The organism is Sodalis sp. RH14, assembly GCF_047324285.1.
In the GTDB taxonomy this organism is placed as follows: domain Bacteria; phylum Pseudomonadota; class Gammaproteobacteria; order Enterobacterales; family Enterobacteriaceae; genus Acerihabitans.
Genome location: NZ_CP178739.1, coordinates 4,717,544 through 4,731,220, shown reverse-complemented (window position 1 = coordinate 4,731,220; position 13,677 = coordinate 4,717,544). Strand labels below are relative to the sequence as shown.

Below are 13,677 nucleotides of genomic sequence, written 5' to 3'. Positions count from 1 at the left end.
CGGACGGCATGGCGTCATTGATAGCGTAGCGCCGTTATTTTGGCTTCCCGTTCTTGATCGGACGGCCGGACCAGTAGCCGGCCAGCACCGAACCGGACAGGTTGTGCCATACCGAGAACAGCGCGCCGGGCAGCGCGGCCAGGGGGGAGAAATAAATCTTGCCCAGGGTGGCCGCCAGACCGGAGTTTTGCATGCCGACCTCCATGGCCAGCGTGCGGCAGGTGGTTTCGTCAAAGCCGAACAGTTTTCCGCCCCAGTAGCCGCTCAGCAGGCCGATGCCGTTATGCAGGATCACCGCCGCGATCACCACCAGCCCCACCGAGCCGATAAATCCCTGGCTGCCGCCCACCACCGCGCTGATAATCGCCAGGATGCAGATCATTGAGAACGCCGGCAGCCAAGGCTCCACGCGCTTAACGGCGCGGGTAAACAAATGATGGATAACCAGGCCGGCAAAGATCGGGATAACCACAATCTGCAAAATGCTCAGCAGCATGCCCGCCACATCGACCTTGATCTGCGCATCCACATACAGCCGGGTCAGCAGCGGCGTGGCGAAAACCCCCACCAGGGTGGACACGGCGGAAATGGTCACCGACAGCGCCACATCGCCTTTCGCCAGGTAAATCATCACATTGGAGGCCGTGCCGCTGGCGACGCTGCCCACCAGGATCATGCCCGCCGACAGATCGGGCGGCATCTGGAACAGCTTGGCCAGTATCCAGGCGGCCAGCGGCATCACCAGGTAGTGCAGGAAGGTGGCGGCGATAACCGGCGCCGGGCGGGAGAGGACGCGTTTAAAATCAGCCACCCGGAGCGTGACGCCCATGGCGAACATAATCAGCATCAGCAGGATGCTCACATAGGGCCCGATGCGGGTAAAGGTGGTCGGGGAATAGTAGGCGGCGATGGACAGCAAAACAGCCCACAGCGGGAACAGGCGGGTAATCTTGGCTAACATGTGAGGTGTGTCCTTATTATCTTATTTTAATAGGTAAATTGTGTTGCCGGGAGCTGATACGGCCCCCGCGCTTGCCATAGCGGCTTTATTTGTACCGTCAATCCGGATGGGTGGCAATATATTACCGTCAATAAAGCGCGTTGCCGGCTGTGCCGGCCTTGCCCGCGCGGCTTTTTTAACCCCGCGTCTTCAGATTATCCTGGCGACGGGCAATTGCCCCCAGCGCGTGGTATAAGCCGGCGATAGCATCTCGCGCTTCATCGCCCAGGCGGGGGCGATGCCCTGGCCCGCAAACCCGATATGGCCGATACCGGTCTGGTTGATGCGGTCGAGCACCGCCATCAGCTCACGGCTGGACGGACGGGGAGGATGGTCGTCAAACAGCTGGAACTGGGCCTGGCGGGTGGGAGAAAAATCATTCAGCATTACCCCCGCCTTGGCGTAACGGGGGCCGTCGCGCCAGATGCGCTCCAGGCCGCGCACGGCGGCCGCCATAATATCCCGGGTATCCTGGGTGGCGGTGAGCAGCGTTTCGCTGGCGCCGTTGGCATAATAAGGCTCATTGATGGCGTAGGGGGATGAGCGGATAAATACCGCTATCTGGCGGCAATACTGTTTTTCCTGGCGCAGTTTTTCCGCCGCGCGCCCGGCGTAGCGGCAGACCGCCTGGCGCATGGCGGCAAGATCGGTGACCCGGCCGCCAAACGAGCGGCTGCAGACGATCTGCTGCTTGGCCGGCGGCTGCTGCTCCAGACTGAGGCAGGATTCGCCGCGCAGCTCCCGTACCGTGCGCTCCAGCACCACGCCGAAGGTTTTGCGGATAAAATGGATATTGGCGTCGGCCAGCTGCAGCGTGGTTTGCATGCCCATGGCGGTGAGTTTTTTGCCGATACGCCGCCCAACGCCCCACACATCCTCAACCGGCGTCAACGCCATCAGCCTGCGCAGCCGGATCGGATCGTCAAGCGCCACCACGCCGCCGGTGGCCGGCCACCGCTTGGCCGCATGATTGCACAGTTTGGCCAGGGTTTTGGTGCGGGCAATGCCTACCCCCACCGTCAATCCGGTCACCTCCCGCACCGCCGCGCGCACCTGCCGGCCGAACCGATCGTAGGGCACGCTGGCATTTATGCCGGCGACATCCATCCAGGCTTCGTCGATGGAGTACACCTCGGTACGGGGCGCCAGGGCTTCAAGCGTCGCCATCACCCGCGCCGACATATCGGCGTACAGGGCGTAGTTCGAGGAAAACACGGCGATGCGCTGCCGGCGCAATAACGCTTCCAGTTGAAAATAGGGCAGGCCCATTTTCACCCCGAGTTTTTTCGCCTCCGCCGATCGGGCAATCACGCAGCCGTCGTTATTGCTCAGCACCACGATCGGCACGCCGCGCAGATCCGGACGGAACAGGCCTTCGCATGAGGCGTAGAAGCTGTTGACGTCGGCCAGGGCAAACATGATCAATTGCGGGTGTCGTGAACGGCGAACAGCACCACGCCGAAGATTTCCAGCGTGTCGGGGTCGGGAAACAGTTCGGGGAACGCCGGATTCATCGGCTGCAGCGCCAGGCGCGGCCGCAGGCAGAGCCGTTTGACGGTAAATTCGCCGTCGACGGCGGCAATGACGATATCGCCGTGGCCGGCTTTTTCCGCCCGGTCCACCACCAGCAGATCGCCGTCGCCGATACCCGCGTCGGTCATGGAATCGCCGCTGGCGCGGACAAAATAGGTGGCGCTGGGATGGCGGATACAGTATTCGTTCAGGTCGAGGGTCTTTTCGACATAATCCTGGGCCGGCGAGGGAAAACCCGCCCGGCACCGGTCGGCGAACAGCGGCAGGGACAGCACCGGCAACAGGTCGGCGGGCGCAAAAAATGTCGTGATAATCTTCATGCTGATAAATCCATTAATACTGTTTATGTGTCCAGTATAAATAAATCAGGCGGTTTGAAAAGACGCCGAAGCGGGACAGCGGCCTAAAAAGCGATTAGCTGGCTGATAAATAAGGATCAAAAAATTTAACCGGCAGTGCATGGGCGTTATCTCGCTCATGTATATAATTTATATAGCTAATTATTAGTTAGGATATGTTATTGGTTTCATGCGGCAACCTTATGTTGCCCCAGGGCGCGGGCGCGGGAAAAACACCGCCATACGGATAACCTATCTCTGCGCGCCAGCCAGATCAAAAATGACTGCATTACTATTTCGCTTGCCGCCCCGCCGCTCTTTCTTCTGCCCCTGCTCAGCCCGCGCAATGCCTGCTACGGGCCTTGGCGGTATACGTTCGCCCGGCGCCGGACGCGCCCGCAGTCGGTCAAGAAATAAGATTTGCTTATTTTACTGCAATTCGCCGCCTGTTATCAGACGTTCAGGGCATTTAAGCGGCGGATGTTGCGGTAGACAAATGGTATACAAATAGAATACAAAAAGAGGGCAGGGTAAAAATCATGCAGTACGGAGGCAATAATGAAAGCAACGGAATTAACCCCACCGCACGATCAATCGTTAACGCAAAATGCCTTTGACGCCGTGCTGCGCATGATCCAGGCCGGCGCCCTGGCCAATGGCGACGTGGTAAACGAACGCCGGCTGGCGGAACAGCTGGGCCTGTCGCGTACGCCCGTGCGCGAGGCGCTCGGCCGGTTGGAAGGCAGCCATTATCTGCGCCGATCGGGGCGGACGCTGCTGGTTAACGGCGTGGAATTAAGCGAAATTTTAGAAATCATGTCGGTGCGCATGCTGCTGGAAGCCGACGCCGCCCGCAGCGCCGCCGGCAAGATGTCGGCGGCGAAGCTGGGCGCCATCCGCCAGCGGCTGATGGCGATGGCCGGTCCCGATCAGGTTACGGCCGGCCATCATTGGGAAGTCGACGACTTCCTGCATCTCAGTATCGCCGAGACCAGCGGCAATAAGCTCTTGCTGCGCCTGATAGGCGAGCTGCGCACCCGCACCCGGATGTTTGGCAAAGAGACCGTGCCCTCGCGTTTTGAACCGGGGCGCAACGAGCACCTGGCGATCGTCGACGCCATTGAGGCGGGCGACGGCGAGCGGGCGGCGCAGGCGATGGTGCGGCATATCGAGGGCGCGCGCAACGCCATATTCCAGTCGGTCACCGGCGGCGGTTCGCGCTAACTACCGGCCGCCGACAGCGGTCCGTTAACGAATATCAGGAGGGCCCAATGGGTCGCAAGCGTCTGCTGTATCTTCACAACGGTCAATCGCAACAGACGATCGCCCGCCTGGACGATCGTTTTGAGTCATGGGGGCTGGAGGTTGACCGCCACTGGGCTTATCAGAACCAGTTTCCGGCCGACCTGACCGGTTATGACGGCATTTTTCTTTCAGGCAGTCCGCACGGCGCTTATGAAGATATTCCCTTTATCCACCGTGAACACCAGCTGATCACGCAAGCCGCCGGCCTGGGCATCCCCATGCTGGGGATCTGTTTCGGTAGCCAGATCCTCGCCTCGGCGTTGTGCGGGCGGGATCAGGTGTTCCGGTGCCCCACGTGCGAAATCGGCAATAAATGGCTGCAGGCGACACCCGCGGCCGCCGGCGATGCCATCGCCTCCGGCATCGTGCCGCAGGTGTATATGTTTGTCTGGCACAACGATGAAGTGCGCGCCACCCATCCCGACATGACCATCCTCGCGGCCAGCGATCAATGCCCCAACCAAATTTGGCGTTATAAAGATCAGCCAATCTGGGGTATCCAGGGCCATCCGGAAATTACGCTGCGGCAGGCGCCGCTGTGGTTTGAGCAAAACCGCGCCACCATGGAGCGCGACGGGGCGGATATCGGGCATCTTATCGCTACCGCCGACGAAGCCGCGGCGGCCAAATCCATGCTGACCCGCTTTGCGGCGTTTATCGCAAGCTAACGGCTTATCGCCCGGCGCGGGGCAGGGTTTCGTGCCGGGAACGATGTTTCCAGTGATGAAGGGAGAGAAGTGATGACAAGATTGCGCATAAAACTGCTCGGCGCGTTTGCCGCCGTTACTGTCGTTGCCGCGTCGGCGCTGCCGTTAAACGCCGCCGCAGCCGATGAAATGACGTTTGCCAGTTGGGGCGGCGCATACCAGGATGGCATTCGCGCGGCCTGGATGAAACCTTTTACCCAGGAAACCGGCATTGAGGTTATCGAGGATACCAATCCGGTTATCGCGCGTATCAAGGCGATGGTGGATACCCATAAAGTCGAGTGGGACGTGGTGACCGCCGGCGGCGCCAGCCTGATGCAGGGGGCGAAAAGCGGCCTGTTTGAAAAAATCACGCCGGATATGGTCGATGAAAGCAATGTGCTGCCCCAGGCCCGCAACGACTACGGCGTACCGTCGGAAATCTTTTCCACGGTAATCGGCTATTCGACCAAGGCTTTTCCCAACGGCGGACCGAAAACGTTCTCCGACTTCTGGGACGTGAAGAAATTCCCCGGTAAGCGCACGCTGCCGGATAAGCCGGACACCGTGCTGGAAGCGGCGCTGCTGGCCGACGGCGTCGCGCCCGCCGATGTGTATAAAACCCTTGATACGCCCGCCGGCATGGAGCGCGCGTTGAATAAGATCCGCCAGATCAAGCCCTATGTCGCCATGTGGTGGTCATCGGGCGCGCAGCCGGTACAGGCGCTGGGCAGCGGCGAAGTGGTCATGGCGCTGGGCTGGAACGGCCGTTTCCAGGCCGGCATTGACGACGGTCTGCCGATTGCCATGGCCTGGGATCAATCGGTGGCCCAGGTAGGCTATTTTATGATTGTCAAAGACGCGCCCAACAAGGCGCAGGCGGTTAAATTCCTCAACTACATCATTCGCCCGGAGGTGCAGGCGCGTTTCAGTCAATATGTGGCCTACGGTCCGGTAACGCCTAAGTCAATCCCGCTGATTGATAAATCGCGCTTGGGGCGGCTGCCCTCGACGCCTGAACGCCTGGCCAACGCGTTGTTTATGAATATCGACTGGTGGGCGGCCCATTCCCTGGCGGCGGGTGAAGCCTACAACACCGCCATGCAACAGTAATTCACAAATAGGGTATCAATGATGGTGGAAACCAATTACTGGTTTGAAAAAGCGGAATATGACCAACGCCTGGCGCGGGTGCGGCAACAACTGGTGGCAAAAGGCTATGATGCCCTGCTGGCGTTTATGCCGGAAAGCGTAACCTGGCTGACGGGATTCTTTACCCGCGCCTACTCGTCGTTCCAGTTTGCCATTATTCCGGCGAACGGCGATCCGACGGTGATTTGCCGTGACGTGGAAGCATATTATCTCGACAGCACCTGCCTGTTCCCCGATCGGGAGATGTGGAGCGACAGCGACGATAAAACCGCCGTCGCGGTGCAGGCGATCCGCTCGCGGCTCGGCAGTTCGCCCCGGCTGGCGGTGGAAATGGGGGCATGGCCGCTGTCGGTGGCGCGGTTTAACGGCCTCCGGGCCGGTCTGCCGGATGCGCTGATGCTCGATGAAAGCCAATTGGTTACGGAGATGCGCTTTATTAAGTCCCCGGCGGAAATCAGCTATCAACGCAGGGCGGCGCGGGCGGCCGAGGCCGGCATGGCGGCGGCGATCGGGGCGGCCAGGCCCGGCGTCAGTGAACGGGACATGGCGGCGGAAATCTGTAGCGCCATGATCCGCGCCGGCAGTGATTTGCCGGGGCCGGGGGTCATGTCGTCGGGGGAGCGTGCTTACCATTTGCACGGCGGTTACAGCGATCGGGTGCTGGCGCACGGCGATATCGTACAGATTGAAACCACGCCCAACGTACGGCATTACCATGCGCGCTTTATGCGCCCGATCCGCGTCGGCCAGGCCAGCGATGAGGACCGCCGCACGGTGGAGCAGTTGATTGCCATACAGGATGCGGCGCTGGCGGAAGTGCGGCCCGGCGTGGCGGCCACCGTGCCGGACGCGGTCTATCGCGAGGGCGTGCTGGCGGCGGGACTGCGCGAGACCTACACCAATAAAACCTTCTATTCGGTCGGCCTGCTGCTGGCGCCGAGCGGCGGCGAGCCGCTGGAAGCGGCGCCGGGCTGCGCCTGGCATTTTGTCCCGGGCATGACGTTTCATACCTATGTACTGGCGCGTGGTTTCGGCATGTCCGAAACCATCGCGATTACCGACAGCGGCTATGAGCGGTTAACCCAGTTCCCGCGCCAGTTGTTTATCAGTTAGCGCAGCCGGGCGCAGGCCTGTTTAATGCGTTCGCAGGCTTCAGACAGGCGTTGGTCGTCGAGGGCATAGGCGATGCGGATATAGGGCGACATGCCGAATGCCGCGCCTTGCAGCGTCGCCACCCGGGCGCTGCGCGCCAGATAGTCGGCCACGTCGCCATCGGTTGCCAGCAAAGCGCCGTCGGGCGCGCGTTTACCCAGCAGTCCGCAGCAGCAGGCAAAGACATAGAAGGCGCCGGGGGGAGTTTGGGCGCTGAGTCCCTCCACCTGGTCAATCATCGCCATGACTATCGCCCGCCGCGCCGCAAGCCGGGCCAGCCAGCCGGCGGTAAAATCGTCGGGCGCGGTCAGCGCGGTCAGCGCCGCCGCCTGGGATACCGAACTGGGATTGGAGGTGCTCTGCGATTGCAACACCTGCATGGCGGTAATCAGCCAGCCCGGCCCGCCTGCATAGCCCAGCCGCCAGCCGGTCATGGAGAACCCTTTTGATAACCCGTTAACCGTCAGCGTCCGATCCCGCAGGCGCGGCTCAACCGCCGCCAGCGTGGCAAACGGCTCGTCCTGGTGGCGCAGGCGTTCGTAGATATCATCAGATAGCACCAGTACCTGCGGCGCATCGACCAGCACGGCGGCCAGCGCCGCCAGTTCCTGATGGCAATAGACCGCCCCGGTGGGGTTGTTGGGGGAGTTGAGCACCAGCCAGCGGGTGCGCGGGGTAATGGCCGCCCTCAGATCCTCGGGCTGTAGCTTCCAGCCCGACGCTTCGCTACAGGCCACTATTCGCGTCTCGCCCTCGGCCAGCGCCACCATATCCGGATAGGAGACCCAATAGGGCGCCGGAATAATCACTTCATCTCCCGGCGACAGGGTGGCCATAAAGGCGTTGAAAATAAGCTGCTTGGCGCCGGTGCCGGCGATGATCTCCGCCGGCCGGTAGGATAGCCCGTTATCTCGTTGGAACTTATCGGCGATCGCCTGCCTCAGCGCCAATGTGCCGGCCACGGCGGTATATTTGGTGTCGCCGCGCACTATGGCATCGATCCCGGCTTGGCCGATGGCCGGCGGCGTGGCGAAATCCAGCTCGCCCAGGCCCAGGTTTATTACATCAAGGCCCGCTTCCTCCATGGCGCGCACGGTATCGGCTATGGCCCCGGTTGGCGAGGGGCGTACGCGTTTCATACGCCGGGCAATAAATTTTTCTGACATGTCATCCCCTTGAATAATGTGGTGCCATTAAGGTTTCTGGGCGGCGATAAAGGCCTTATCCTTTGCCCCGTTGCACCCGCCTGGGGCCTGATGCCCCATAAACGAACGCCGCCGGCTGGCGCAGGCCCCGTCTGTACCGATATCTATGCAGCTTAGAAATACCCGTACCGCCATGATATGCGGGGCGATGTTCGCTCTGCGCGCGCCGACGGGGCCGGGGAAGAATGAAATTTTTCCGACGCTGCATTTCGGGTCTGCTTCTTGCATAAGATTTCAGCGTTACTCTTGGTATACCAGAAGTATGCAAAAAGAATGCCGGACGAGGCCTTCCCCGGCAAGCATGCGCCGGCGCGGTCAAGGTTGCGTGCAAGCTGCGGAGGCAAAGTGAAAACATCATTCCTATCATGGATCAACGCGGCCGACGCTTATCGTCAAAACCGCAGTCAGCCCCAGGCTGGCGGCGGTCTGCGCAAGTTCGGCCCCATGGAGAATCTATGTCGACCATAACACTGAGCGCGGCAGGCCGGGACAAGGAGACGCGGCGTTTTTCCCGCCTGTGCCTGCTGGCCCTGCCGCTGCTGGTTTTCCTGGCGCTGTTTTTTATCTGGCCGATTCTGGGCCTGCTTAAACAGGGCTTGTACAGCCAGGGCGCGCTGTCGGCGGATAATTATCTGCGCCTGCTGCAGGTGCCGATCTACCGCATCGTGCTGCAAAACACCTTTGTCATCGCCACCGTGGTGACCGGCAGCTGCGTGATCATGAGTTATCCGCTGGCTTACCTGATGGCATCGGTCAGGCCGGCGCTGTCGAAACTGCTGTTTTTTGCCGTGCTGCTGCCATTCTGGTCCAGCGCGCTGGTGCGCACATCGGCCTGGATCGCGCTGTTGCAGCAAAACGGGCCGCTGAATACGCTGCTTATCACCACCAGCCTTATCGATCATCCGATCGCCTTTCTCTATAACTTTACCGGTGTGCTGATCGGCATGACCCATGTACTGATGCCGTTCGTGGTATTACCGCTGTACGCTTCGTTCCGGGCGCTGGATAACTCGCTTATCCTGGCGGCCCAAGGCATGGGCGCCGATTCTATCGGCATATTCACCCGGGTGATTTTGCCGCTGACGCGCCCCGGCATGGTGGCGGGAGCCATTATCGTGTTTATGAACGCGGTGGGGTACTACATCACGCCTTCGCTGATGGGCGGCCCGGCGCAGCGCATGATTGCCGAGCTTATCTCGCACAATATCAGCGATGAGCTGAACTGGGGCATCGCCGCCGCGCTGGCGGGAGTATTGCTGGTGACCACGCTGTTCGCGCTGTGGCTGTTCAATCGCCTGTTCGGACTGGATAAACTCATGAGCGGCCAGGCGGGCAAGGGCAGCCAGATGAGCAGCGCCCGGCGGACGGGCGGCGGACGTATCGGCGCGCTGGCGGGCGTATTGTGCGCGGCGTTCCTGCTGTTGCCGATCCTGGTGGTGATCCCGATGAGCTTCGGCACCGGCAGCTTTCCGACCTTTCCGCCGCCGGAATACGGCGTCCGCTGGTATCGCAATTTCTTCCAGGATCCCAAATGGATGGCCGCGCTATGGCAAAGCGTCAAGGTCGGCGCGATGGTCACCGCCGCCTCGATGGCGCTGGGGGCCGCCGCCGCGCTGGGCGTCTATAAGATGCGCCCGGGCCGTAAAGGCTTGCTGGAAACGTTGTTTATCATCCCGATGTCGGTGCCGGCGATTATCACCGCCGTGGCGCTGTATTATCTGTGTGGTCCGCGCGGCTTGATCAGTAACTCGGTGGCGCTGGTTATCGGCCATACGGTGCTGGCCACCCCCTATGTCTATATTACCCTGCGCGCGGCGCTGCAAAGCTTTGATCCCAACCTGGAGCTGGCGGCGCTCAGCCTGGGCGCGAGTTGGCCGCGGATGTTCCGGCGGGTGATGCTGCCGGCCCTGCTGCCGGGCATCATCGGCGGGGCGGTGTTTGCGTTTATTACCTCGTTCGACGATGTGGTGATGGCGCTGTTCCTGACAACCCTGCGCAACCGCACGCTGCCAAAACTGATGTATGAGGGCTTGTCATTTGACTTCGACCCGACGGTCATTTCCGCGTCCTGCGTGCTGATCGCCGCCACCGCGCTGATTTTAATCGCCCACAGCCTGTTCGGTCGCCATGGAGAAAAGCATGCAACAGCTACAAGGTAAAGACGTCGCACTCAGGGGGATCCGCAAAACCTACGGTGGCGTCATTGCCCTGCCGAACGTGGACCTTGCGGTGCGGCGCGGCGAGTTTTGCACCTTACTGGGCGCCTCAGGCTCCGGCAAGACCACCTTACTGAAAATTATCGCCGGGTTTGAAATGCCGGATCGCGGCAGCGTGCACATCGCCGGAAAAAATGTCAGCAGCACGCCGATTGCCGATCGCAATATCGGCATGGTATTCCAGAACTACGCGCTGTTTCCGCATATGTCGGTGTTTGAAAATGTCGCCTTTCCGCTGCGCATGCGGCGCATGGCCAAAGCGGATATAGAACGCAAGGTGGCGGAGGCCCTGGCGCTGGTCAGCCTTGACGAGTACCGCGCGCGCATGCCGGGGGAACTGTCCGGCGGCCAGCAGCAGCGCACCGCGCTGGCGCGGGCGCTGGTATTCAATCCGGATATCCTGCTGATGGATGAGCCGCTGGGGGCGCTGGATAAAAACCTGCGCCAGACCATACAGCTGCAGATTAAACAACTGCACCGGGAACTGGGCCTGACCGTGGTGTTTGTCACCCACGATCAGGAGGAGGCGATGAATCTCTCCGATACCATCGTGATCATGGAAAACGGCGGCATTGTGGAGTCCGGCGCGCCGGAAACCTTGTACCGCCGGCCGGGCAGTCCTTTTGTCGCCGGATTTCTGGGGGAATGTAATTTTATCCAACAGGACGGCGGCGCCCGACTTGGCATCCGCCCGGAACATCTGCTGGTGGGCGACCCGGGCCGCCGGGCGGCGGTGCGCCACCGGGGCGAAATTCAGGCGGCGACCTTTTGCGGCATGCACTGGAAGCTGTTTATCGCCTCGCTGGGACAAACCATTATCGCCTATGCGCCGCCGGATATCCCAACCCTTGAGCGTACGCCCGGTCACATCGTCGACTGGGGGTTCCAGCCGGGGGACGCCATGGTATTTCACCAGGACCCGCGTGCCTGAGGGACCGCCCTCCGCCGCCGCGTCCTGGCGGACGAGACACATTTTATTCAGCAAGGTAGGGTAGATATGACCGATAAACTCAATGAACAGGCGCGCGGCGTCTATATCATTTCAGCCACCCCCTTTACCGATGACGGCGGGCTGGATTTGGACAGCGCCGATCGCCTGACCGATTTTTATTTGCAGCAGGGCGTCAGCGGTATCACCATTCTCGGCATGATGGGGGAGGCGCCCAAGCTGACGGACGACGAATCGCTGCTGTTTATGCGCCGGGTGCTGACGCGTGTCAATGGGCGGGTGCCGGTGGTGGTCGGCGTCAGCCACGCGTCCCACCGTCACGTACAGCGGCTAAGCCATACCGCCATGGAGCTGGGCGCCGCCGGCGTGATGCTGGCGCCGGTGGCCAATCTTAAAACCGACGATCAAATAAGCCAATATTATTTGACGGTGGCGGGATTGCTGGGGGGCGATGTGCCCATCTGCCTGCAGGATTTTCCCCAGTCCACCGGCGTGCATACGTCGGTGGCGGTGATCCTTCGCTTGATTGAGGCGCTGCCGCAGTTGGTGATGCTGAAACATGAAGATTTGCCGGGACTGCGCAAGCTGAGCCAGGTACGGGGACAAAGCGCGGCGCGCGGCCTGCGGCGCATCAGTATCCTGGCCGGCAACGGCGGTCTGTTTTTACCGCAGGAAATGCGGCGCGGCGCGGACGGGGCGATGACCGGATTCGCCTATCCGGAAATGCTGGTGCGGGTCTGCGCGCTGTTCCAGGCAGGCAAGGCCGAGCAGGCCGAGGATGTATTTGATGTCTATCTGCCGCTGCTGCGCCACGAATTCCAGTACGGCATCGGCCTGGCGCTGCGCAAGGAAACATTGCGCCGCCGGGGGGTGATCCGCAGCGCGGCGGTGCGGCAACCCGGCCCGGTGCTGGACGGTGACGATATGCGCGAACTGGGGCAGTTAATCGCACGACTTGAAACGCGATTACGCGAACATAGCACGGCGGATAGCTGAGCCGCGGCGCAAAATAGGCTAGGCTATCTTGCATCGGATCGTTAATTCTTTATCCCGACCCGGGATTGAAGACTTTGTTACAGGACGCTAGCTATGACTTTATCCACCGTTCCCGCCACCATGCAAGCCGTCAGGATTAAACAGCCCGGCGGCCCCGAACAACTGATTGCGGCCGAGCTGCCGGTACCCCGTCCCGGTCCCGGCTACCTGCTGGTCAAGGTTGCCGCGGCGGGCGTTAACCGTCCCGACGTGTTGCAGCGTAAAGGCAGTTATCCGCCGCCCGCGGGCGCCTCCGAGCTGCCGGGGCTTGAGTTCGCGGGGGTCGTGGCGGCGCTGGGCGACGGCGCCGGGCGTTTTGCCGTCGGCGACGAGGTGTGCGGCCTGGTGGCCGGCGGCGGTTACGCCGAATATTGCGTGGTGCATGAAAGCAACGCGCTGCCGGTGCCGCAGGGCCTGTCGCTGCTGGAGGCCGCGGCGCTGCCGGAGACCTTTTTCACCGTCTGGGTTAACGTTTTCCAGCGCGGTAAGCTCAAAGCAGGGGAGATCCTGCTGGTGCACGGCGGCACCTCCGGTATCGGCACCGTCGCCATTATGCTGGCGAAGGCCTTTGGCGCCACGGTGCTGACCACCGTCGGCTCCGAAGAGAAATGCGCGGCGGCGCGCAAGCTGGGCGCCGATCATGCCATTAACTACCGTACCGAGGATTTTGTCGCACAGACGGAACGGCTGACCGGCGGGCATGGCGCGGATGTGATTGTCGATCTGATTGCCGGCGACTATGTGGCGCGTAACTATGCGGCGGCGGCGATGGACGGGCGCATCGTGCAAATCGGCGTACAGGATGGCCCGGCAAAAGAGCTCAATCTGATGAAGATGCTGGCCAAGCGCCTGATCCATACCGGCTCGACGCTGCGGCCGCGTCCGGTGGCGGACAAGGCCGCCATCGCCGCCGACTTGCAGCAGCAGGTCTGGCCGCTGCTGGCGGCGGGTAAGATCCGGCCGCTGATCGAACGGGCTTTTCCGTTGCGCCAGGCCGCCGAGGCCCATGCGCTGATGGAAGGGAGCACCCATATCGGTAAAATCATGCTGGTAACCGACGCCTATGCGGATTTACTGGACGGCAACGGCTGACCGGCGGCCGTTTT

General features: G+C 61.5%; 12 protein-coding genes. 8 read left to right on the top strand and 4 right to left on the bottom strand.

The genetic code is table 11. The features are described 5' to 3' along the window. Positions 1-34 precede the first annotated feature (34 nt). From panS to umuD, 3 genes are all read right to left on the bottom strand, one after another. Positions 35-961, bottom strand: a complete 927-nt coding sequence (gene panS, locus ACL2XQ_RS21535; RefSeq protein WP_413721370.1) for a ketopantoate/pantoate/pantothenate transporter PanS — start codon at positions 959-961, stop codon at positions 35-37. 189 nt (positions 962-1,150) lie between these two features. Then, positions 1,151-2,419, bottom strand: coding sequence for a translesion error-prone DNA polymerase V subunit UmuC (gene umuC / locus ACL2XQ_RS21530; protein ID WP_413721369.1), 1,269 nt, complete (start codon positions 2,417-2,419; stop codon positions 1,151-1,153). A 2-nt stretch (positions 2,420-2,421) separates the two neighbouring features. Next, positions 2,422-2,853: a translesion error-prone DNA polymerase V autoproteolytic subunit gene (gene umuD, locus ACL2XQ_RS21525; RefSeq protein WP_413721368.1), complete on the bottom strand. Its 432-nt coding sequence runs from the start codon at positions 2,851-2,853 to the stop codon at positions 2,422-2,424. 576 nt (positions 2,854-3,429) lie between these two features. Here umuD and ACL2XQ_RS21520 point away from each other — a divergent pair. From ACL2XQ_RS21520 to ACL2XQ_RS21505, 4 genes are all read left to right on the top strand, one after another. Beyond that, positions 3,430-4,095, top strand: a complete 666-nt coding sequence (locus ACL2XQ_RS21520) for a GntR family transcriptional regulator (protein WP_413721367.1) — start codon at positions 3,430-3,432, stop codon at positions 4,093-4,095. Between the two features lie 47 nt (positions 4,096-4,142). Then, positions 4,143-4,844: a type 1 glutamine amidotransferase gene (locus tag ACL2XQ_RS21515; protein ID WP_413739677.1), complete on the top strand. Its 702-nt coding sequence runs from the start codon at positions 4,143-4,145 to the stop codon at positions 4,842-4,844. 72 nt (positions 4,845-4,916) lie between these two features. Beyond that, positions 4,917-5,975, top strand: coding sequence for an ABC transporter substrate-binding protein (locus ACL2XQ_RS21510; RefSeq protein WP_413721365.1), 1,059 nt, complete (start codon positions 4,917-4,919; stop codon positions 5,973-5,975). 18 nt (positions 5,976-5,993) lie between these two features. Then, positions 5,994-7,127: a M24 family metallopeptidase gene (locus ACL2XQ_RS21505; protein WP_413732010.1), complete on the top strand. Its 1,134-nt coding sequence runs from the start codon at positions 5,994-5,996 to the stop codon at positions 7,125-7,127. Here the strand turns inward: ACL2XQ_RS21505 and ACL2XQ_RS21500 are convergent. After that, positions 7,124-8,332 (bottom strand): pyridoxal phosphate-dependent aminotransferase, encoded by a 1,209-nt coding sequence (locus tag ACL2XQ_RS21500; protein WP_413727734.1) that lies wholly within the window; start codon positions 8,330-8,332, stop codon positions 7,124-7,126. The two genes, ACL2XQ_RS21505 and ACL2XQ_RS21500, sit on opposite strands and share 4 nt — an antisense overlap. Before the next feature lie 494 nt (positions 8,333-8,826). Here ACL2XQ_RS21500 and ACL2XQ_RS21495 point away from each other — a divergent pair, with 494 nt between their 5' ends. The 4 genes from ACL2XQ_RS21495 (at position 8,827) to ACL2XQ_RS21480 (ending at position 13,663) form a co-directional block, all read left to right on the top strand. Next, the gene (locus ACL2XQ_RS21495) at positions 8,827-10,530 is read left to right on the top strand and encodes an ABC transporter permease subunit (protein WP_413721362.1); all 1,704 of its coding nucleotides are present in this window, start codon (positions 8,827-8,829) and stop codon (positions 10,528-10,530) included. Continuing rightward, on the top strand, positions 10,511-11,518 hold the full coding sequence (locus ACL2XQ_RS21490) for an ABC transporter ATP-binding protein (protein WP_413739676.1): 1,008 nt from the start codon (positions 10,511-10,513) through the stop codon (positions 11,516-11,518). Before ACL2XQ_RS21495 ends, ACL2XQ_RS21490 begins: the two co-directional genes overlap by 20 nt. Positions 11,519-11,584: 66 nt before the next feature. After that, positions 11,585-12,532, top strand: a complete 948-nt coding sequence (locus tag ACL2XQ_RS21485) for a dihydrodipicolinate synthase family protein (RefSeq protein ID WP_413721360.1) — start codon at positions 11,585-11,587, stop codon at positions 12,530-12,532. A 93-nt stretch (positions 12,533-12,625) separates the two neighbouring features. Further along, positions 12,626-13,663, top strand: coding sequence for an NAD(P)H-quinone oxidoreductase (locus ACL2XQ_RS21480; protein WP_413721359.1), 1,038 nt, complete (start codon positions 12,626-12,628; stop codon positions 13,661-13,663). Positions 13,664-13,677 lie beyond the last annotated feature (14 nt).